Origin of the sequence: Adlercreutzia agrestimuris (genome assembly GCF_943193125.1) — a bacterium.
In the GTDB taxonomy this organism is placed as follows: Bacteria; Actinomycetota; Coriobacteriia; order Coriobacteriales; family Eggerthellaceae; genus Xiamenia; species Xiamenia agrestimuris.
In genome coordinates this window covers 293,781-316,314 of sequence record NZ_CALPCX010000002.1, presented here as the reverse complement: position 1 = coordinate 316,314, position 22,534 = coordinate 293,781, and the positions used below count along the sequence as shown (strand labels likewise).

The window sequence follows — 22,534 nt, the reverse complement described above, 5'->3', positions numbered from 1 at the left end:
TTGAAGGAAGAGAGCATATGGATTCCAACCGCATCAAGAAACTCGCAACTGGCATAAGAGCAAGCCTCATGGCAGAAGTATCGGCACGGCTTGACCGCGTGCTCGCCGAAGGCAGCCCTGAGCGACTTGACATGCCCAACGAGGTGAAAGGAATCGAGGCGGCAATCAAAGAGCTCGGTCGTGAAAGAGTGGTTGAGGCGAACGCCTATACCTGGTTCAACCGCCTATGCGCTCTTCGCTTCATGGACGCGAATGGTTATACCCCTGCCGGAATCGTCACTCCTAAGGGCAACAGCACGCAGCCGGAGATTCTGGCCGATGCCATGCAGGGCGTTTTCGACTCCAACTTGGGATTCGACCGCCTTGTACGGGACATGATCGCTGGCCTCATTTCAGGCTCGATTCCTTCTGCTAACCCGATGGAGGCCGCTTACGAGGCAATCCTCAGCACCGTTTGCAAGCATTACGCAAATCCGATGCCTTACCTCTTCAAGGATGGTGCGGATGCCTCCAGGCTCCTCATGCCACAAGGCCTGCTCTCCGAGGGATCGCTCCTTCGTCGCATAGTTACCGAAATGGATGAAGAAGCTTGCGAATCGGTTGAAGTATTGGGATGGCTCTATCAATTCTACATCGCAGAAAAGAAAGTCGAGGTCTTCGCCTCGAAAAAGAAACGCGGAGCAGCCGAGATACCTGCGGCCACCCAGCTGTTCACACCGAACTGGATCGTTCGTTATATGACAGAGAACTCCTTGGGGCGACTCTGGATGCTGAACAACCCCAGTTCTTCATTGAGGGAAATAATGGAGTATTACATAGAAGGTGATACACCTGAGGCCTTTTTGAAGGTCTACTCGCCCGAGGAGATAACGGTGCTCGATCCCGCGTGCGGTTCAGGGCATATCCTCGTTTATGCATTCGACCTACTCTACGCGATATATGAGGAGGAAGGATATCTTCCTGAAGAGATTCCGGCAATGATCCTCACGAAGAATCTCTTTGGTTTCGAGATCGATCAACGAGCGGCCGAGATAGCAAAGTTCGCTCTTGAAATGAAGGCGCGAGCCAAGGATTCGAAGTTCTTCGAGCGCTGCATCGAAACGAACATCACAGTACTTGACTCCATACGTTTCAGCGAAGGTGAACTAGAAGAAGCCGGAATGCTTGCAGAACATGCTGAGCTATTGGAAGCATTCGCACATTTGGACGAGATCGGCAGCCTTTATGTGCCGGGACTCTCTGACGACATTTTTATTGACAACGCCATAGCCAATATTCAGCAGAAGAGCGGCATGTACGCTAAAGCAACCGTCTCGCTCCTTCAACAGATGAAGGATATGAATGGAAAGCTTTCGCACAAGTTCTCTGTTGTCATTGCGAATCCACCATATATGCCAGTGAGCTCCATGGAGCCATGGGCGAAAAAGTGGGTGGAGCAGCATTATCCAGATGAGAAGAGTGATCTTTTTGCCTGTTTCGTTAAGAGAAATCTTGAATTCTCAGTTGATGATGGCCAACTAGGTTTTATGACGCCTTTCGTTTGGATGTTTATATCGTCTTACGAACGTCTGCGAAGACTGCTAATAGATGATTCGACTATTACTTCGCTTGTGCAGCTTGAGTATTCCGGCTTTGAAGGAGCAACGGTGCCAATTTGCACATTCACGGTGCAGAAGCTTAAGCAAGCAGGCTATATGGGATCCTACATTAGACTCTCAGATTTTGTTGGCGCAGTTAACCAAGCACCGAAGACGCTCGAAGCGATCAGTAATCCTGATTGCGGTTGGTTCTATCGAGCCGATGCCGAGGATTTTAAGCAAATCCCGGGAAGCCCGATTGCCTACTGGGCCAGTGCAAACCATTTTCTTGCATTTCAAGAAGCAAATTCGCTTGGCGAATTGTCGAATGTAGCCATTGGTATGGGTACCGGTAAAAATGATTGGTTTGTTCGTGAATGGTGGGAAATAGCTTTTGAGCAAATTGAGTTCGACTACAAAACAATAGAGGATATTGATGGCGCTTCAAAAAAGTATTACCCATACAACAAGGGTGGACATTACCGACTGTGGTACGGAAATCTTTCCCAGGTGATTTGGTTCGATAAAGATGGTCAAAAGAAGATGTTCGAATTAAGCGGTCATCGCGAGAATGGTGGATGGAATTACTATTTCAAGCAGGGTCTAACATGGTCTTTTATTAGCTCTTCTAAACTGGGGATTAGATATCTTCCTTATGGTTGTTTGTTCGATGTAGCAGGCTCGTCAATCTTTCCAGTTGATGTTAATCGAGACTATCTTCTCGGCTTTTTGTCTACTACTACTGCCTACGATTTTCTAAGCATTCTCAATCCGACAATGAATTTTCAAGCTGGCAACTTGAAATCTTTACCTGTACTAGTAGAAGATGAGGAGCATGTTGAGGGAATCGTGCAGAACAGCATTCAACATGCAAAACAAGATTGGAATGCTTTTGAAACCTCATGGGATTTCGAGCAACATCCACTACTTCCTCAGGATAATCGCGTCAATACCCCCCTTGAAGACATCTACTCACGCTGGGCGGTCGAATGCCGAGATCGCTTTGACACACTGAAGAAAAACGAAGAGGAGCTGAATCGCGTCTTTGCAAGGATTTACAACATGGAAGGTGTAGTGGCGACAGAGGTACCGGACGACAAGGTTAGCGTTCGTCTGGCAGATAAAGAGCGCGATATTAAGTCTCTCATTTCCTATGGGGTCGGCTGTATCTTTGGCCGTTATTCTGCGGATAAGCCCGGGATCATCCTTGCCGATCAAGGCTCAACTGTTTCAGACTTCACAACGAAAGTTCCCAACGCCACGTTCACCATTGACAAGGATGGTATTCTTCCCGTCCTTGATGGCGAGTGGTTCGAGGATGATATCGTTGTCGAATTCAAAAGTTGGCTCAAATCAACTTATGGCTCAGAAACCTTACAAGCCAATATCGCTTTTATCGAAGATGCGCTAGGCGAGGATCTGCGTACATACTTCGTAAAGCACTTCTATGACGACCATATTAATACGTATAAAAAACGCCCGATTTACTGGTTGTTCTCCAGTCCTAAGAGGAGCTTCAACGCGCTTGTTTACCTCCATCGTTACGACGAGGGAACAGTCGGTGACATTCTTACTGGTTATCTTAGAGAGTACGTCTCTAAACTCAACGCATCAGTTGCCTCTCTTGAAACAAGTGATCGAGCAACAGACCGGAAGCAAGCTGATAAATACCGCAATATGGTCAAAGAGCTTGAAGAGTGGGAACGAAATGTTATTTACCCCATGGCACATGAGCGCATTGCTATCGATCTTGATGATGGAGTGAAAGTGAATTATAACAAGTTCCCTCATGCTCTTCGCAAGGTTACTGGTCTCTCTGAATGGAAATAAAGGTATAGGCATATGGACGATTTGGATCGCAAATTAAACGACACTTTTCCTGGATATGTAGTCCGTAAAGACCTCGTCAAGCAGGTTCGCGGCAACGCCGCCGTGCCCAGTTATGTGCTTGAATTCCTGCTCGGGCAGAATTGCGCGACAGACGACGAGGAGCAGATCAAGCTTGGTATCGAGCGTGTGAAGGATATCCTTGCCAAGCACTATGTGCAGCGAGCCGAAGCCGGTGCCATCCGTTCGGACATCAAGCAAACGGGGTTCCAGCGCGTCATCGACAAGGTTTCTGTTGTCCTCAACGAGAAGCGCGATGCCTATGAGGCAACCTTCGAGAATCTCGGCATCAGCCGGGTACTTGTGGACAGCGATACCGTGAAGAACAATCGACGCCTACTGGTATCGGGCGTCTGGTGCATCGCAGACCTTTCCTATTCCCCAAACGAGGCGAAGGATGAATCGCCTTACTTGCTGCAGAAGCTCAAGCCCATCCAAATGTCTCGATTCGACTTCGAAAGCTACGCAGAGAAGCGCAGCGTTTTCACCATGGACGAGTGGATCGATGTACTTATCCGCTCCATCGGTCTTGATCCCGCTCAGATGGGCAAGCGCTCGAAGTTCTTCCAGCTCACGCGTCTGGTCGCCTACTGCGAGCGCAACTACAACCTCATGGAGCTTGGCCCTAAGGGCACTGGTAAAAGCCATGTGTACAGCGAATTCTCGCCTCACGGCATCCTCATCTCAGGTGGAGAGGTGACGCCCGCAAAGCTCTTCGTGAACAATTCAACCGGGCGCATAGGCCTTGTGGGCTATTGGGATTGTGTTGCCTTCGACGAGTTTGCGGGCAAGAACAAGCGGCCCAAGGCCGATATCGTGGACATCATGAAAAATTACATGGCCAACAAGTCCTTCAGTCGAGGTATCGAGCAAGTGACAGCCGAAGCCTCGATGGTGTTCGTAGGCAACACGAGCCATGACATCGCGTACATGATCAACTTCTCTGATCTCTTCGAGGATCTGCCGACCGTCTATCACGATCCTGCGTTCATAGACCGCATTCATGCCTATATCCCTGGCTGGGAGATGGATATCATCCGTGGAGACATGTTCTCCAGCGATTTCGGCTTCATCGTGGACTATCTGGCGGAAGCGCTTCGTCATACCCGCGCGCTGGATTACTCTGGACTCTACCGCGATCATTTCGAGATCTCCGACACGCTCTCCACGCGTGATAAAGATGGCATCCTGAAGACCTTCTCTGGCCTCATGAAGATCATCTTCCCGAACAAAAAGGCTACTCGCGAAGAAATCGCGGAGATCCTTGAGTTCTGTCTTGAGATGCGTAAGCGTGTGAAGGACTCCCTCTACCGTATCGATGAGACGTTCTCCCGTGTGCAATTCGCATACCGGCCCATTGAGGGTGGTTCCTGGGTGAACATAGAGACGCTTGAGGAAATCGACTTCCCGACGACATATCACGCTCGCGATCTTGTGCCTATTGACGGAGACCAGGCAAAGGACGCCATAAACACAATCGACGAGTCTTCCAAAGATCCAATTTTGCAAGAGGCAACTGTTGACCTTACAGCAGTTCCCGCGATCAAGGAGACAAACCTATTCGAGGGGCACAAAGCATTTCGTGAGAACCAGCGCGGTGTGTCATTCGATACCCTGTTCAGCAACTACCTTAAAGGGGCTCGTCACATAGAGATCATCGATCCATACATAAGGACATTCCATCAGTGCCGCAACCTCATGGAACTGCTGGAGGTTGCGCTCCGAAACTTCGATTACAAAGCACCCTCTTTAAAGGTTCATCTCGTCACCGGCTCAGATGATTATGACGCGAAAAAGCAGCACGATTACCTCAACCAAATCGCAGAAGCCATGGCACCCCAAGGCCTGGACTTCACCTATGAGATAGACACGTCCGGCTCTATCCATGCACGACACCTGAAGATCGACGATTCGTGGGACATTCTACTCGACCGAGGGCTCGATATCTTCCAGAAGTTCGATAGCGGCAATGCTTTCGCCATCGAGAATCGCATGCCCGAAATGCGACGTGTGCGCCAATTCGAGATAACTTACTTGAAGAAATAGCCGCTAAAGGATTCTGAACTTTTCAAGGAACACGCGGTTACGCGCTTTAGCGTCGTTAAGCACTTTATCAAACTGAAGGATCTCAATATATGCGTTGTAATTGTTGCAATGTCTATACATTTCGGGCACTTCCTGCCATCCGCTCTGACCTGCGATAATACTGCATTTTCCCAGGTCATAATGGGTGTGTATTCATGGCAGGATGAGCCCGATATGTATAATAATGAGGGTTGGCGTGAGAGACGTTGTTGAGGTTACGCAGTGGTAAGAGCGCGCTTGCGGCTAATCTCATCTTCCACACAAGATTAGCCGCTTTTCAGTTGCCGTCACCTCTAACGCAGAACGTTGACTATCCAGGTGATGATGAACGCAACAATAAGACCTACGCCAGCCCCGCAGGTAAGCTTAAGGGCATTATTGATAAACGGATGGCTTCTCCCAAGCGCATTATCGTCTGCAGGGGTTTCCTCTCCTTCCATGAAGGCACTTATTTCGCGATAGCTGACCAGGTTGTGATCCTTCTTAATCCGCTCGATGCGGTTGGCGCACGCAATCCCTAGAGCAAAGAGCACAAGGGCTAGCCCAATCCCTACTATGAATCCCCAAGAGAAATGCGGCAGAACCGAGGGCTCCTCCCAAGCAAAAGGAAGTCCTACCATACAAGCAACTCCTGCCAAAATAAGGAAGACAGCACCCCATGCCAGGCGTTCCATTGTCACCGCATCTTTGCTAATCATGTCCTTCATTGAAACCACGTCTCCTTTCACGAGTTCGTCTATGGAGGTGCCGAAGAGCTGACTGAGCAGAAGCAGGCTCTGTACGTCCGGGTACGTCTTGCCATTCTCCCAGCTAGACATCGTCTGACGTGACACATAGATTTCATGCGCAACGTCTTCCTGGGATAGACCAAGCCGCTCGCGATTGGCTTTTAGCTGCTCTGGCAACTCCATTGGCTCCTCCTTTCGTGAGACAAGGTTTCCATTCGTTGTTTTAAAATACCACCAAAATGGCTTTACATCAGGACTTTTGAATTGACTCATGGTGTCAAAAGTGCTTTACACTGAGCGTTTACCTGGTGTTTTAGATTAATGCATCGTATCTATTGTTCAGTGCCATAAGGTATCTTGAATGTCGCCTTAAACGATAGACTCTTGAAATGCAATGTCAAGCGCTCGCATCTTCCTTGTTACAAGCGCCCAAATGGTTATGAGAATCCAGCAGCCAACAAGGATGAGCGCACCAACATAAACACCAAGTGCCTCAACCACTGCAGATGTAAGAAACACTGCCACTGGCGCAGCTACTAACATCAGCGCATTTTGCGCACCTAAGGCACTTCCGCGGCGTTCGCTGGGAATCCTATCGAAAGCAAAGAAGCCAAGCAAAGCTGAAGCAGGACCGGCGCTTATACCCAACATCAAAGCAGATAACAGCATGACGGGATAGTCAGGCAACATGCCCAAGACAACAACCGAAAGTGCCATCCCAAGCAACGAAATAACATACCACGCGCGCTTGCTGATCTTTGTAGCCAAGACGGTGTATACCAGGGAGCCAACAAGCAGACCTGCGGACAGAGCGGACAACACATAGCCCAAATGAGCCGGCTGTCCTGTTTGAGTGAAATAAACCGGAAGAACAAGACCTTGAAAACTACCCATAACCATAACAATCCCAAAAGTGAGAAGCACCGAAGCCCTCAAGAGTGCGTCGTTTTTGAATAGTACGACGACGCTCTCACGAAGCGAAGCTTGAGCCGCAACAAGGATGCTGCGCGGGGTTGTTGCTTCCTCCTCATTGCGTTGCTCCTGCCCTATCTTGCCCACAACACGAGGCAGCGTGAATGTGACCAAAGCCGCAGAAAAAGAAAGCGCCGCTGTAACCCACAGTACAGGACTATCACCCACAAGCCCAATGAGCACCGCCGCCAAAGCCGGGCCAACAATGGTTATAAGAGACTCAAGCGATTGATTGATACCAAGGAATCGCTGAAGACTAATGCCATCGTGCTCCACCACAGCCGGTAATAACGTATCTCGTGCTGTCATCCCCGGTATGTCGCCAATGGCACCAAGCAAGCCCAGCACGACAAACCAGCCAAAGTCTAAGCCCCAGATCATATCCACCACAGGGAGCAACGCAACACTTGTCGCAGAAACAATATCAGAAATAATGGATACATTTAGACGGTTCACACGATCTAGAACAGCGCCTCCCAAAAGCCCTACAAGCATCTGCGGCACTGCGCAAATCAATGCCAAAGAGCCTGCAGCTAATGCATCGCCGGTTCTAGCCAGTAGGATTAAGGGAAGCACAACGCTGGCCACCGAATTTCCTAACAGGGACAACGTGCTAGAGCAAACAAATCGAATAGTAGTTGTTGGTATCTTTCTTTTTTCTGTCATTGTGCAATCCTCTCGCTTCACTAGGATTGCATTAAAAACTACGACGTAACGTCATAGTCAACAATTCACTTTGCGCTAAACACAAACGGTTCACAAACCATCGGATTGCCTTTGGAGAACTCGCTGCGCAATGGCATCCGCAACGCGCTTTTCAACATCAAGCTGGGCGGCATTCCACGAACTTTGCGCAAGGGAATCAATAAGTATGGCACCTTCCCCGTCCTCGGATGCTTCCCAGTTTTGCGGGTCGAAGCAATCCATTAGCGGCTCCAATAAGTCCAGCACTTCCCTAACCAATGCTTCGCGCTTTTGCTCCGAAGCATCAGCAGGCAGCTTGCCAATTTTCTCTTCCACTCTGCGAATGGAATCCAGAAGATCAAGTTCCTCCACTTTGCTCACAAATCTCTCGAGCTCTTGAAGAGATTCCTCATCGTAGAAGTGCGACGCAAGGAGCAATGCCGCACGGTTCTCCGTACTGGACTGAGCTACCAACGCTTCATACTGGCTCCCATAAATACGCTTTACCGCTTTAGCGAAGCGTACAGGCAGCGAAGGATCAAGCTGCTCCTCGCGCAGCTGAGCAATTACTTTCCTGCGATGTTTTAGGTCCTCAATCTGCAGTTTTAGTTCTTCGTCAAGCTTTGTAAGCTCAATCAGCTGCTTATTGAGCGATCCATTCGGGCTTGACTCATCGGATGCAGCATTTTCCTCATCTATCATCTCTTTGATCTGAGCAAGAGAAAAACCAAGGGAAGATAATCGTTTAATATGCAGCACCCGTGTTAGATCCATAGCGTCATATTCGCGGTACCCATTTTGGGATCGCGGGGGCTCAGGCAACAACCCAATAGAATGGTAGTGGCGAAGCGTACGGGTTGTAACACCTGCAATTCGTGCAATATCGCTACTGCGCATTTAACCCCCTATCACATGTTTTTAGAAATTACCGACCTCTTTATTCTTTCATTATGGTCAGTTTGAGGAGGGAATAATAGCCACAAAACTTGCTGCAAACCAAAAAATCACCCTACGTCAGGTATTGCCTGTGACGTAGCGTCATGTTGTCCAATATGCGAACAAAAGGAGATGTTGCTCCATCCCGACACACTATTCTGCAATTGAAAGCGGTGAGAGACAATGAAACGAATCTATCTTTTCCTGGGTATCACATTTGCCCTCTCTTGGATCTACGAGTTTGCGGTGGTCTACCCGCTTGCGAATTGCGATGCCTCTCAAAGCAGCTCCATGATAACAACGCTTGCTATTGGCGCAGTTATGTTCTTCCCCGCTCTTGCCGTCATTCTGACGCGTCTGATTACTAAAGAGGGTTTCAAAAACTGCGTTATCAAACCTTATCCGTTGAAGCGCTCTTTGCCTTGGTTTTTGGTGGCCTGGTTTGGACCTTCCCTGCTCATTATAGTGGGAGCCGTCGCATACTTTCTGCTTTTTCCCGACAGCTTTGATCCGCACGCATCAAACTTCGCCACCTTGCTTGAGAGTCAAGCGGCTTCCGTCGGCATGACCCAGGAGCTTCCCAACATTGAAGTCTTGGCATTAATCCAGATTGTTATGGGCATCTTTATGGGACCGCTTCTCAACATTGCAACTACATTTGGCGAAGAATGGGGTTGGCGCGGCTACCTGATGCCAAAGCTAGCGCGACGCATGAGCATAACATCTACGCTGCTGATCAGCGGAGTTATCTGGGGTCTTTGGCATGCTCCCATAATCGCTCTTGGCCACAACTACGGGCTTGGCTATCCCGGTTTTCCGCTAACAGGCATACTGGCTATGTGTGGCTTCTGCACCGTTGTTGGCATCTTCCTCTCCTATGTGACTATTCGGACAGGAAGCTCTCTTGCAGCGGCCTTTGGACATGGGGCACTCAACTCTCTTGCTGGAGCCTCCACCATCTTTGCTGTAGCAGGAGTTAACCCCTTCGTTGGCCCTTCTCCAACAGGTATCATCGGGGGTTGCGGTCTTATTGTTGTTGCCATCATTATGCTTGTTGATCTGCAAAAACGCGAAAACCGAGGCGAATTGAAAGTGCCTGAAGCTGGATTGAATTAGTTCTTGGAATACTGCGAAGTTCATTACCGGGCTGTTAGAGCTCATCAGGGCAGCTTTCAACCAATTGTGTAAGATGAACATGGTGGCCCGCGGCTACCTTCTTGGAAATGCTTTTTGGTTGCAAGTGCTCTACGGAAGACCCATAGTCGGTACTATCTCTACGACATTTACGCATTAGAATTCCCCGTAAAGCCCAGAACAAGGAGAAGTCTATGCTTGGTAACACCGATGGTCATTCTAAAAGCTTTGTAAGTGCTTGCGCTAAAGCCAATCAAATAGCAAATACCACAGTTCTCTTTCCAGGAGACTATTTCTCACTCAACTCCCCCAATGACAACTTCAGCGCAGAGCTTGATGCGGTGGTTGCCACAAATGGTTTGGAAGCTGCCTTGTTCAATTACGACGAATACCTTGATGGCGCACCGCTCGCGTTAAACAAAGGCATCGAACACCTTCCTAAGCGCGTGATCTATCGAGGATGGATGATGAAGCCGGAGCAATATCAACGCTTCTATGAGGATCTCACTTCAATGGGATTTAGCCCTTTGGTATCACCTCAAAGCTATGAGCAAATGCATTGCTTCCCCTTTGCGGCAGCATTTTTCTGCAGCCAAACGCCCACTTTTAAGGTATACCCTGAAACAAATGGCCAGGTAAGCATAGACGCAAACGAAGTGAATGAAACATTTAAACGCTTCATGGTTAAAGACTACGTAAAATCAGTTAAGAATACCGATTTCCCGGCTTATATAAAAACACCCTTAACCCAAGATGAGCTTGACGAATATGTTCAGGACTTCATACGGCGGCGTGGGAGCCTCTTCACAGGCGGGATCGTACTCAAGGAACACGTAGATCTCAAACAATACGATGGCGCTTACAATGAATGGCGATGTTTCGTTTTCCTCCAAGACCATCAGCTTGGCTTAAATCGCAATTCTCATCAGCCTGAAGAAGCGCCCGCGCCCCCGCGTTCCCTCCTGTCTGCGCTCAATACCATTTCCGCACCGTTTTATACGGTTGACTTCGCTGAGCTGGCAGATGGCTCCTGGACTATCATAGAGGCAGGTGATGGGCAGGTATCTGGAATTGCCGCATCAGATGAGCCGACACGATTCTATGAGGCAATGGCGGAACTCTTAGCCCAATACGATGAAAGCACGGCCTAGGAGGATCACCAAGCACAAACAACAAAACCTAAGACCAAAACCGATATGCTAACCTTAAGAGCAAGATTCCATGAACCACCCGAGGAGACACCAATGAATTACTCTAGCCTTAAAAAGCATCGTTATCAGACTCCCTCTGGGGTCATTACGTATTGGGTCTCAAGTGAAGTTCTTGCCGATAAACCGTGGTTTGTGTTTCTCCCCGGTCTCACTGCCGATCATCGACTCTTTGAAAAGCAGTTAACTTACTTTGATGGAAAAGCCAATGTGTTTGTTTGGGATGCGCCTTCTCACGGTCAATCACGGCCCTTTGCCCTTACATGGAGCCTTGACGACAAAGCTCGCTGGCTCAAGCAGATTCTTGATGCGGAAGGAATAGACCGCCCCATCCTCGTGGGGCAATCCATGGGTGGATACGTCTCGCAAGCATTCATGGATCTTTTTCCTGGCACAGCAAAAGGGTTTGTTTCCATTGATTCGTGTCCGCTACAGCGCAGCTACTACACAAGCTGGGAGCTCTGGTTTCTCAAGCATACGAAAACAATGTTTCTAATGTTTCCCTGGAAGACACTCGTTGACCTGGGATCAAAAAATAATGCCGTCACTGCCTATGGACAGCATCTCATGGCCTTAATGATGCAAGACTACAACAAGCGCGAATACTGCGAATTATCTGCCCATGGTTTTAATGCCCTTGCTTGTGCGGCGGAAATGGATCGCGCCTCTACACCAGACTGCCCGATACTGCTGATCTGCGGCAAAAAAGACAAAGCCGGATCCGCTAAGCGCTACAATCGCGCATGGTCCGCGCAGATCAACACTCCGATAGAGTGGATAGAAAATGCGGGACATAACTCAAACACCGATCAACCTGAAGTAGTAAATGAGCTATTAGAAGCATTCGCTACAACGTTGTCATAGAAATCACCGCGCACCATTAGTTAAAAGAATGCCTAACTAATTACTATCCATTCGTAAACGAACAAGCACCCAGCAACTTCGTCATAAAAAAGCCGTGATAGCTTGAATGCAGAAGGACTTACTCCTTCAATGGTTTGTTGCCTCGAAAAGGAGATCCCCATGTGCACTGGAGTTCGTTTTACTGATAGTCAAGGCCATCTATTCTGGGGTCGTAATTACGACTGGAATGTCAGTTATGGCGAAAAACCCATCGTGATGCCTAAAGGCTACCTACTCAAGATGCAGTTTTGCGAAAGTGAACCTACGAAATATGCCACCATTGGCACCGCCGTTGAGCACGATGGATTTCCGCTGTATTTCAACTGCGGAAACGAAGCGGGTTTGAGCGTTGGCGGCCTGAACTTCGCCGGATATGCCCAATTTGAATCTGGTCCAGTAGAAGGCAAAACCAGCATTGCCGCCTTTGAACTTCCCGCTTGGATTGGTGCTCACTTCGCCACCGTTGACGAAGCTGAGGCGGCGCTCAAAAACACCGCAATCATTGCAAAAGCGCCTTCACCTGAAATGGGTGTCGCATCGCTACACTGGATGATTGCAGATGCAAAGCGCAGCATTATTGTGGAATGCCAGGCCGACGGCATGCATATTTACGATGATCCGGTTGATGTGCTTACCAATCAGCCGCCTTTCCCGTGGCATCTGGAAAACCTGCGCAACTACCTCTGCTGCAACGGCAGCTGGCCGGGCAGCGTCACATGGGGCAAAGAGAAATTGACACCATTTGGCACCGGCTCCACCATGCGCGGCATCCCTGGAGACCCCTACTCTACCTCGCGTTTTGTAAAAGCTGCCTTCGTCAACAACTTCTATCCCCAAAAAGAGGGCGAACTAGACAACGTGATGCGCATGTTCCACACGCTGGGAAGCGTATCGTTTAGCGACGGTATGGCTGCCATGGACGACGGAAGCTATGAGCTCACTCTCTATTCGGACTGCTTCAGCGCTGCTACCAGCACTTATTACTACAACACCTATAACAGCCCAGCAATACAGAGCGCATGCTTAGCTGATTTTGCTAACACACCTACCAACGCACTTATCTCGCCAAAAACGGAAATATTCGCCTAAGTGCGTGCGTCAACACAAGCAAATCGGGAGTTGGTTCAAGCCAACTCCCGATTTTTGATGCACTTTTTGTCGTGTAGTCCCAAATCGAATATAGCTACCTCGAGCTCTTAAATAAAAGATTGTGGCAGCTATTATTCTGGCAAAATACATTACTCTTCACTTCGCGAGCTTCGCCAAGCTGATCCAGGAATCTTGTAGTAAGAGTCGCCTGACCTTTCAAATTGTTACCAGCGACTACATAATCTCCGGCAGCCCAATTAATTCCTTATGCAACAAATGCTTCTCGTCAATTCATCATCAACGAGAAGCATTGTTGTCGTCAAAATGCGAGAAGCGTATAAGAGGGAGGGATTAATGACACGTCCCGCATTCGTAGACTTCTTTATGATGACAACTCAAACATACATCACCTGCCGTTTGAGCTGCATCAGCCGAGGTGTGCATCTTATGACAACTTGAGCACGCAATTTCTTCATGTCCCGTACCTGTGCTCATAACCTCATGTGGATTAACCACCGTGCCTTCACTATCAGTCAGTACGGTAACATCAGCGGTTTTTTCAATAAGCTCTTCTTCGCTATGACATGCTAAGCAAGCCGTTTCATTAACTTGAGTGCGTTTTAAACTACTCCGTGGCGAATCTCCTACCGATACATCATCATGCGCTTTTTCAAGACTAGCATCAAACTCATGACAAGTCAGACACTCGATAGTCGCATGAGAGCCCAGTCCTGCTAAGCAAGCTGCGTCGTCCATTGACTCGGATTCAACCGTATGACACAGAGTGCAATCTGAATCCTGAGAGAATTCAAAATCAACCATCTCAGTAGACGCTGTGTTGTCATCGTGTGCATGAGGGTCATTCTCGCTTGCCTGTTTTTGCGGCGCACAACCCACCAAACAACCAACAACAGCCACGGCAATAGCAAGAAGTAGGAGTTGTTTATTTCCTTTAAACATGACCTTCTCCTTGATTATGCTTCGTCCCAAGCATCCAAAGTTTGAATGTCTTCAACAGCCATGAGCGCCTGAGTCATATTTCCACGCGCAGCAATAGCTGCTAAATACGATCCTACGGTGCCCACGTTGCCAGCGCTATAGAGGCGAGGAATCGGATTATTTGTCCAGTCAACTGTGCGACCGTTGGCATCGGTCATCAAACCACCAATGGTATACAAAACAGAAATACCGAGTTGGACTGCATAGTAGGGACCTTCGCCAAGTGCAACCAGCATCTCGGGATTGCGACCAAAAGCATCCTCGCCAGCTTCGCAACCTGCATTATATGAAGCGACAGTTTCAACCAGAGCAGCAGGATCTACACCCATCTTCCCAGCAAGCTCTTCAAGCGTGTCAGCCTGAAGAATCCAGCCGTTCTCCAATTCCGCCTTATTGTCTTCGCTCCAAATATAGCCATCACTGGGAATAACATTAGCCCATGTCATATTTGAAGTAGTGTTTCCTACTGAACCAGAATCAAAAGCTGCCTGATCAAATACTTCCCACATAATAGCGTTGTCATAATGAGCGGCTGATTGGCGATATTCCGCCATGCTGCCAGTGAAATACGTACACGGAAGCGTAGTCTTGCTATGCTGCATGTTCAAATACTCATCCTGAAAACGCTTTGCATCGCCATTCACATAGATGAGCGAAGGAACGGGTGGTTTCAGCATTTCGATGCCAGTGCCAATCGCCTCACTTGCCGCCTTGGAAACAAATGCATCAAACTCAACGCCCTTTGAAACCTTGCCAATACGAGCACCAAGGTTTGCCGCCATCAGAAGACCGTCTCCTGTCAAATAAGGACTGCTAATTGAATATGTCTCGATGCCCGGAAGATTCAAATCCCACATCAACTGCTTGTTGCAGGTATAAGCACCTGTAGCAATGAGCACTGCACGTTTTGCCTTAAAATTGACAGGTTGCCCATTGCTTGAAGCTACAACACCAATCACTTCGCCAGCATTATTTTGTATAAGCTCTGTTGCAGGAGTTTCGTAACGAACATCAACGTTTTTCGTGAGCATTGCATCGCGAAGGCATTCATAAACAGCCGGGCCATTACCCTTCAGAAAACCATCTTCTACTGTTTCCCATTCACAACCATGCTCAAGCAAGAAATCAACAGTATCAAGACTGCCTTCAACAATCTTTTCTGCCCACTCTTCATCACAATCGCCAAAAGAGTATGAATTCATAAGAAGATCCATAGTCATATTCTTACGATTCATATAACCACCCATGCAGCGCGTATCACCGCCGGCTGTCTCTTCGGGTTGCTTCTCAAGCAAAATAACACTCAATCCTGCATCTGCTGCATGATAGGCACCATACATACCCGCGCATCCGGAACCAAGAATGACAAGATCGGCTTCAGCCTCCCAAACGTGGTCGTCACCAGTAGTAGCCAGTCCTTCATCAACCGTGCTTTCAGCTTGCGAGCATGCAGTAAGCGCACCCGCTCCCGCAAAACTCGCACCTGCCAGCACTGCACCTTGTAAGAAATTCCTTCTGCTTAAACCGTGGATAGCCATGCTAGCCCCTCCTTCTTGAGGTTCCTCAATAATCCTTGCGACCAAACGTCGCCATCTCAAGGTGCATAGTGCTCTTATTTGGCGGAGATTGCTTCACCCCTAAAAGGCAGTTATGTAGTCTTTTTTACCCATCCAAAAAGGGTAGTATTGCCTCTGTACAGGCGCTTTTCAGTAATCCCAGCATTACAAAAGCAAAGGGTAAGGTAAAATGACTATCGTTTATGGAGGGGAATTATTGAGGCTATGAGCAAAGAGACAAGAATACAATTAGACGCGCGCTCACTCAAAGCCAAAGCGCTATCAATGTCAAAAAAAGACGAAGCTTTCACTCTTTTGCTATCCGCATGCGCATTTGGTTTTGCAATGGCATGGGTGCAATTCTCCTACCATGCATCCAACTATCAATTCGCCATGCAGCCTTCTGATTCGTGGGTGTTTAAACAAGCTGCACGTGTTGCCATTGTTGTTGTTTTGCTAGCGTTTCCAAAAGTAGCCAAACAAAAGAGCTCGGATTTTGTAGGCATTGTCATTTGCGCTGCATCTGCTATCAGCTGCTCCATGCTAACAACTTATGCCCTTTCTGCCCAAATTGCTTCCCTACCTCTTGCGTTTTTGTGTGGCATTTTATGTGGGATAGCATTTGCGATTCCTCTTGCAAAGTGGATAGCCACGTCACTTCAAACGAGCTTTCCATCACTTTTCTTAACAGTAAGCATTGGCTCGATTATCACTGGAATACTCGGCTGGTCCATGAGTTTGCTACCGCTTATTGGCGCTGGTGGAACTTCAGCCGCTCTCCCCGTCTGCGCTCTCGTGTTTTTGCTCTTGTTTGAAAAGAAAAAGGTCGCACATCAGATACTTCCCGACATTGAACGCCCTCATCCAAATTTGGTTTATTTTGTAAGCATGGCTATTGCAGGTGGGCTTGTTTGGTCAATTATTGTTCAAAACTGGATGCCTATCATAGAGCTGAGTTTTCTTTGGTTTTTTATACCCTGCGGAATAGCCGCATCAATCATTATTGTTGCTGTTGCGAAAATGCGTGTTGCTTCCGAGATCGTCTTTTCGCTTCTTGTTGGTTTTTGCAGTATCGTCTCACTATTTGCACTCTCGCCATTTTTCTCAAACATAGTGTTTTACTCAGCTATTTTCATGAGTGCTTGGTTGTTGCTTCTGTTTTCATTAGCAGGATCGGTATGGTATGGATCAGCATACAGCGGTCGCGAGTTACGCATTGCCTGCAACTCCATTGCGGTTATCTATCTCGCGCAGTTTATTATCCGCTTCATTATTTGCCTGTTTGATACATACGATATAGTTCTTTTAGTTACAGCTGTAGTTGCTCTTGTTCTTTCACTTATGCTGCTCCTTATTGCGCAGATGCAACAAAACCTCCCTGCAAAAGCGTCGGGCGCAACCGTTGATGAAAATAGCAATCAACACATCACCAAGATTGCTCAAAAGTATTCATTAACAGAACGCGAAATAGACGTATTACAACTTCTTGCCAAGGGTAACTCCGTTAAAGGCATTGCGGAAAAACTAGTTGTTTCGGAAAATACCGTCAAGTTTCATCGAAGCAATATATACCAGAAGCTCGGAATAAGCTCTCGCCAAAGCCTCATTGACATGATCAACGATATCAAGCAGTAAGCGCGTGTGCTTCCTTGTTTCATCAAGCTTTCTCACTGCGTTTTCTTAAGCAAGTCTCTCTTAGAGCCATTCATGGGACAGGGCAACCGCTAACTTCGTAATAAAATGCGCTCAATATAACACTTGTACGCCACGTTTGGTGATCCACCATCAATCAAGAAAGAGCTGACATGAACGGCTGGCCACTCTTTGTCAAACCCCTTAGCGAAAAGCACTTTGACGACAGAGTAGTCACCTGCATTGCCGACTTAAATGGATGCGGTTTCAATAAAGAAAACCTGCCGGTCTTTTGCAGTGAGCCAGTTAACTTTCAAGCAGGATGGCGCTGTTTTGTTCGCTATGGCAAGATCCTTGATGTGCGTCCCTACCGAGGAGATTGGCGTTGTCACTATGATCCCCGCATTATCGAGAGCGCTCTTGCGGCGTATACAGAAGCACCTGCTGGGTATGGTGCCGATTTTGGTGTTACCGCAGATGGTAGAACGCTCTTGGTTGAAATCAACGATGGGTATGCACTCGGCAGTTACGGCTTACAGCAAAACCTTTACGCACAACTACTCTGCACACGATGGAGTAGACTGATGAACACTCCCGACGAACTTGCTTACCTTAACGCCAACACCAACATCTAGAATCGCGCGACAAAATTATACATTTCGGGCACAAACCGTCATGGTGCCGCACCCCTTATGACCTGGGATAATGCAACATAATCGCAGTTCATAGCGGATGGCAGGTTGTGCCCGAAATGTATAGAAATTCGCCACAAAGGATGCTTCATCAAGTGGCACATTCGACAGGAAGCGCCTGAGATCCAGAACTACTTGTCGTTGACCATCAATGTAATTAAAGATACAATCTTGCGAAATTGTATTTCCTGCCGCCGGGTAGGGTTCCGAACGCTCGGAACGACTTTCATCATCAGGCCAAAGAAGATGAAAGTTCGTTTCCGGCGTTTTTTTATTTTGTGCTACTAACTGGAGGTCTTGATGGATTGGATTATATTGATAGCTGCTGGAATGATGGAATCAGTCTGGGCTATAGCTTTGGAAAAGTCCCATGGATTCACCCAGCCAATTCCCACAATAGTTTTCCTGCTAGCCTTAGCCCTGAGTATGCTTGGATTATCGCACGCGCTCAAATCTCTCCCACTTGGAACAGCGTACGCAGTTTGGGTGGGCATAGGCGCTGCACTAACGGTTGTTTATGGAATGGTTACAGGCATTGATCCTGTAAATATTCCCCGTATAGTGCTTATCATCGGATTGGTTCTTTGTGTTATTGGCCTCAAAATAGTGTGATCCAGAAAAACAGCGGCTCAATAGAACCAGCCCATAACCAAACACGCTTTGGTGTAATTGACCAGGCTTGGCAAGCACGAGCACTCGCGACAATCAAACATGCCGCAACAAAGACTAGTGGCAAAGATTAAAGTATCAGCCTATTAGCAACACACATTACCTGCTTGACGGCTTAAAAGAATATGGATAGGATAGCCACAATTGCATAGTCACTTGTATTAATTCTGCCGCCGGGTAGAGTTCCGAGCACTCGGAACGAATCTTTCATCGTTAGGCCTTCGAAGATGAAAGTTCGTTCGGGTGCTTTTTCTTTTTCAAGGGGCTATAGAGTAACCAGAAAGATGAGGAGTCAACCATGATCTCGGAATTACCGCTTCTACTGTTCACCGTCTTGACGGGATTAGCTTCAGGGGGTTTTGTCATGAGCACGATCCTCTGCTTGATGAGCAAACGACGACAGCGAAGTTGGCTTTTTTCCCTCTTATGCCTCATATTGCTTGGTCTCGGCATGCTATGCGTTTTGGCACACCTTGGTCATCCAGAAAGATTCTTGAATGCCTTAGCAAATCCAACAGCAATGATTACCCAAGAGGCATACTGGTCTATTCCTTTTGGCTGCCTCTTGCTTGCTGACATACTTCTTTTAAAGCTGAAGCATTCCGAGAATATCGCAATTCCGATAATTGGCTCACTTTTTGGTCTCGGCCTTATGTGCGTAACATCAATTGCATATTTCACCAGCTATGGAGTAGCTGGTTGGCCCGAAGTTCCCACATTGTTCCTCTTCTCAATTGGAGACCTAGCCATGGGTGCAGTTTTTGCACTCACCGCTTTCGAATTCACGGCAAACCATGCAGACAAAGCTGCGAAGAAAAACAAAAGTACGCAATCCTTTTCTCTTCTTTCAATACTTTTGAATCTTGCATTGGTACTCACCTTTATTGCCGAAGCAATTGTGTTTGCAAATCTTGCGGTAGGCCCTTGGGGCTTCATCGTTGCGGCGCTTCTCACTGCAGCAGCTACAGCAATGCAAGCATGCGTTGTGCTTGGTAAATTTCGCATCAAAAATCTCAATTTGATTTGCTCTATTTTAATCACAATCGCAGTGATTATTACGCGTTACGCATTCTATGCAATGTACTAATTAGCTCAGAAAGAAACACCTTTAGAGATACCAAGAAACAGATACGAGACAGGGGCTGATAACCTATGAAAGAGTTAAGCTTAAAAGATACGCGCCTAAGCAGACGCGCTTTCATTGCTGCTTGTGCGGCATCTGCTGCCGCTTTTGAGGTAGCCGATTCTCATTTTGGCAGGGATTCTCGTTTGGCTTTTGCCGACAAAAAGGATCTCGCCGACTCAGAGGCCGAATGGAAAACTATCGCTTGTCTGCACGGATGCGGCACGCGCTGCATGAATCAAACGTTGGTAAAAGATGGCATTCCAATCCGCCAGAAGACAGACGACACTCATCCTGATTCCATTCTCTATCCACAACAACGTGGCTGCCTCAGAGGTCGCGCGTTAGTTGAGTTTGAAAACGGTGCGGATCGTCTCAAGTATCCCATGAAGCGCATTAGCTGGTCGCTCGACGATCCACATGGAGAATTGCGCGGCAAAGAAGGTTATGTTCGCATCAGCTGGGACGAGGCTTTAGATCTTGTGTCTGAACAGCTTAAACGCACCTACAAAGAACATGGACCTCGCGCGGTATATATACCTTGCAACATAAGTGGAGGTCGCAAATATGTCGCTCCGCTTCTTAACACGCTCGGCGGATACCTCACGGTTTCTGATTCTATTTCATACGGTTCGTATACCCTTAATGCTGACGCACTCGGAATTACCTATGGTGGCGAATGTGGCGGCAACGACCGTCTGGATATGATAGAAAACGCCGATACTGTCGTTTTGTTTGGACAAAACCCCGGTTGGGGCTCTAACGGTAACCCTGCATATTTTTTCCGCGCCGCAAAAGACAACGGAGCGAATTTCATCTATGTTGGGCCTTCTTATAACGTTTCGGCCGCCATGCTTGATGCACGATGGATTCCTGTGAAGCCCGGAACGGATACGGCGTTTTTGCTTGGTGTCGCACATTCCATGCTGAAACTAGACAAAGAAAAAGGCGACATCATTGATTGGGATTTTTTGCACAAGTACTGCATAGGTTTTGACGCCGAGTCTATGCCCAAAAATGCAAAAACCTCCGAGAATTTCCGCGGATACCTAGAAGGCAGCTATGATGGCGAAGTTAAAGATGCTGCCTGGGCGTCTACAATTTGCGGAACACCCGAAGAAGACATCATGTGGTTTGCAGAAGAAATGAGCAAGCAGAAAAACGTTACGCTCTCTCATGGGTATTCTGCGGCTCGTTGCACAGGAGCAGAAGATATTCCTCAAGCTTATATGACAATTGCCTGCATGGGCGGTCACTACGGAAAGCCCGGCAATGCGTGCTCAAATTATTGGGTTGATCGTCAAGGACCAGTTGGCTTTCAGATCATTTCAACTGGTGATGACGGTACTGCAGACATCACACTGCCCGACCTTGACCCACTCTACGATGCTGACGAATTTGAGCCCGTCGACGAAACCGATTACGTTCAAGCACTCCAAATCTGGGACGCAATCATAGATGGCAAATACACCAGCACGGGTCGTTGTTGGTCAGGTAATTTCACAGAGCCGCAAGAAAAGGAATGCGATATACGCATCATTTACGCCGCTCGAGATGGCTCAGCACGTTCAGTGACTAACGGCTCAAAGGCTGCAGAAGCATATCGCAAGCTTGACTTTATCCTGTATCAACACTTTGTACCGTCACCATCTACCCCCTACGCAGACATCATCCTCCCTGTCACATCAGACATCGAACGCAACGCTATTGCGGAAAACGGAGATCGAGACCGCGAAATGGTGCTTGTGTATTCAAAAATGGGCGGAGACACCTACGAAGCTAAAACCGATCAATGGATAGCCGAACAAATCCTTGAACGTCTTGGTTACAACCCCAAAGATGTATATCCCCTCACGGAAGATCAAATGTTTTTCAATCAGCTCAAAAATACTAAGATTGAATATGCTGACGGTACCTCTTCCCCACTTGTAACCATTACCGAGCAAGACATCAAAGAATGGGGTGTTGAAGGAGAACCACAAACGGGTGAAATAGGCATAAACGAATTGGTTAAGCAGGGAATATACCAGGTAGAACGTCATTTTGGAGACCAATATCAGACAATCACCTATGCCGACTACATTGAGAATCCCGAGGAAAACCCACTTGATTCAGAAAGTGGAAAATTTGAAATCTATTGCCAAGCAAAAGCCGACACGTTCAACATGGCAACACTAACAAATGAAGAATACAAACCATACCCCACCTATCATGCGTTAGTACAAGATGAAAACTATCCCCTTCTTATGTTTAACACGCACTATCCAAGAAGCGCTTGCACTGACTTCAATAACGTAGAAACACTGCGCGAAACATTCCTTGCCCCCGTAGTGATGAACTCTCAAGACGCAGAGGCACGCGGCATTCAATCTGGAGACGCAGTACTCATCACAAGCCCTCACGGAAAAATACTCCGCCCTGTCAGCGTAAGCGAGCTTATAGTTCCTGGCAGTATTGATGTTCCAAATGGATCGTGGCCCAGTTTTGACGAGGATGGCATTGACCGAGGAGGAAATCCCAACACACTGTATGGAGGGAATCCACAGGGTATGGGTGTTTCAGGCTATAACAACGTTGCTGTTCAGGCAGAAAAATGGACCGGCGCCCCGCTGCAACCCGACTACGAGACACGCCTTACGTTGGACATAGAAGAATAAAGG

The 22,534-nt window shown here is 47.8% G+C and carries 16 protein-coding genes; 11 read left to right on the top strand and 5 right to left on the bottom strand.

All coding sequences use genetic code 11. The features are described 5' to 3' along the window. Positions 1-17: 17 nt before the first annotated feature. Positions 18-3,407: a BREX-1 system adenine-specific DNA-methyltransferase PglX gene (gene pglX, locus NFR28_RS04510; RefSeq protein ID WP_251178636.1), complete on the top strand. Its 3,390-nt coding sequence runs from the start codon at positions 18-20 to the stop codon at positions 3,405-3,407. A gap of 12 nt (positions 3,408-3,419) precedes the next feature. Then, a complete protein-coding gene (brxL, locus tag NFR28_RS04505; RefSeq protein WP_251178635.1) occupies positions 3,420-5,510 on the top strand; it encodes a BREX system Lon protease-like protein BrxL in 2,091 nt (696 codons plus the stop codon). A gap of 332 nt (positions 5,511-5,842) precedes the next feature. Here the strand turns inward: brxL and NFR28_RS04500 are convergent, their stop codons facing one another. The 3 genes from NFR28_RS04500 to NFR28_RS04490 form a co-directional block, all read right to left on the bottom strand. Further along, complete coding sequence (locus tag NFR28_RS04500) at positions 5,843-6,460, bottom strand: helix-turn-helix domain-containing protein (protein ID WP_251178634.1); 618 nt, start codon at positions 6,458-6,460, stop codon at positions 5,843-5,845. A 186-nt stretch (positions 6,461-6,646) separates the two neighbouring features. After that, positions 6,647-7,915 (bottom strand): MFS transporter, encoded by a 1,269-nt coding sequence (locus NFR28_RS04495; protein WP_251178633.1) that lies wholly within the window; start codon positions 7,913-7,915, stop codon positions 6,647-6,649. 90 nt (positions 7,916-8,005) lie between these two features. After that, the gene (locus NFR28_RS04490; RefSeq protein ID WP_251178632.1) at positions 8,006-8,830 is read right to left on the bottom strand and encodes a MerR family transcriptional regulator; all 825 of its coding nucleotides are present in this window, start codon (positions 8,828-8,830) and stop codon (positions 8,006-8,008) included. Positions 8,831-9,052: 222 nt separating this feature from the next. Between NFR28_RS04490 and NFR28_RS04485 the strand changes: the two genes are divergently transcribed. From NFR28_RS04485 to bsh, 4 genes are all read left to right on the top strand, one after another. Continuing rightward, the gene (locus tag NFR28_RS04485; RefSeq protein WP_251178631.1) at positions 9,053-9,985 is read left to right on the top strand and encodes a CPBP family intramembrane glutamic endopeptidase; all 933 of its coding nucleotides are present in this window, start codon (positions 9,053-9,055) and stop codon (positions 9,983-9,985) included. Positions 9,986-10,197: 212 nt separating this feature from the next. Further along, on the top strand, positions 10,198-11,154 hold the full coding sequence (locus tag NFR28_RS04480) for an ATP-grasp domain-containing protein (RefSeq protein WP_251178630.1): 957 nt from the start codon (positions 10,198-10,200) through the stop codon (positions 11,152-11,154). A gap of 93 nt (positions 11,155-11,247) precedes the next feature. Beyond that, on the top strand, positions 11,248-12,075 hold the full coding sequence (locus NFR28_RS04475) for an alpha/beta fold hydrolase (protein WP_251178629.1): 828 nt from the start codon (positions 11,248-11,250) through the stop codon (positions 12,073-12,075). Between the two features lie 159 nt (positions 12,076-12,234). After that, positions 12,235-13,203, top strand: a complete 969-nt coding sequence (gene bsh / locus NFR28_RS04470) for a choloylglycine hydrolase (RefSeq protein WP_251178628.1) — start codon at positions 12,235-12,237, stop codon at positions 13,201-13,203. Positions 13,204-13,554: 351 nt separating this feature from the next. On the opposite strand, the gene NFR28_RS04465 is transcribed toward bsh, so the two are convergent. Then, positions 13,555-14,163, bottom strand: coding sequence for a hypothetical protein (locus tag NFR28_RS04465; protein ID WP_251178627.1), 609 nt, complete (start codon positions 14,161-14,163; stop codon positions 13,555-13,557). A gap of 14 nt (positions 14,164-14,177) precedes the next feature. After that, a complete protein-coding gene (locus NFR28_RS04460; protein ID WP_251178626.1) occupies positions 14,178-15,740 on the bottom strand; it encodes an FAD-dependent oxidoreductase in 1,563 nt (520 codons plus the stop codon). Positions 15,741-16,043: 303 nt separating this feature from the next. Here NFR28_RS04460 and NFR28_RS04455 point away from each other — a divergent pair, with 303 nt between their 5' ends. The 5 genes from NFR28_RS04455 to NFR28_RS04435 all read left to right on the top strand — a co-directional run bounded on the left by NFR28_RS04455 (position 16,044) and on the right by NFR28_RS04435 (position 22,531). Beyond that, a complete protein-coding gene (locus tag NFR28_RS04455) occupies positions 16,044-17,393 on the top strand; it encodes a helix-turn-helix transcriptional regulator (RefSeq protein WP_251178625.1) in 1,350 nt (449 codons plus the stop codon). A 170-nt stretch (positions 17,394-17,563) separates the two neighbouring features. Further along, the gene (locus NFR28_RS04450; protein WP_251178624.1) at positions 17,564-18,025 is read left to right on the top strand and encodes an ATP-grasp domain-containing protein; all 462 of its coding nucleotides are present in this window, start codon (positions 17,564-17,566) and stop codon (positions 18,023-18,025) included. 357 nt (positions 18,026-18,382) lie between these two features. Then, positions 18,383-18,694, top strand: coding sequence for a DMT family transporter (locus NFR28_RS04445; RefSeq protein WP_251178623.1), 312 nt, complete (start codon positions 18,383-18,385; stop codon positions 18,692-18,694). A gap of 355 nt (positions 18,695-19,049) precedes the next feature. Then, positions 19,050-19,838 (top strand): DmsC/YnfH family molybdoenzyme membrane anchor subunit, encoded by a 789-nt coding sequence (locus NFR28_RS04440; protein ID WP_275556964.1) that lies wholly within the window; start codon positions 19,050-19,052, stop codon positions 19,836-19,838. A 65-nt stretch (positions 19,839-19,903) separates the two neighbouring features. Next, on the top strand, positions 19,904-22,531 hold the full coding sequence (locus NFR28_RS04435; protein ID WP_251178621.1) for a molybdopterin-dependent oxidoreductase: 2,628 nt from the start codon (positions 19,904-19,906) through the stop codon (positions 22,529-22,531). Positions 22,532-22,534: the final 3 nt, after the last annotated feature.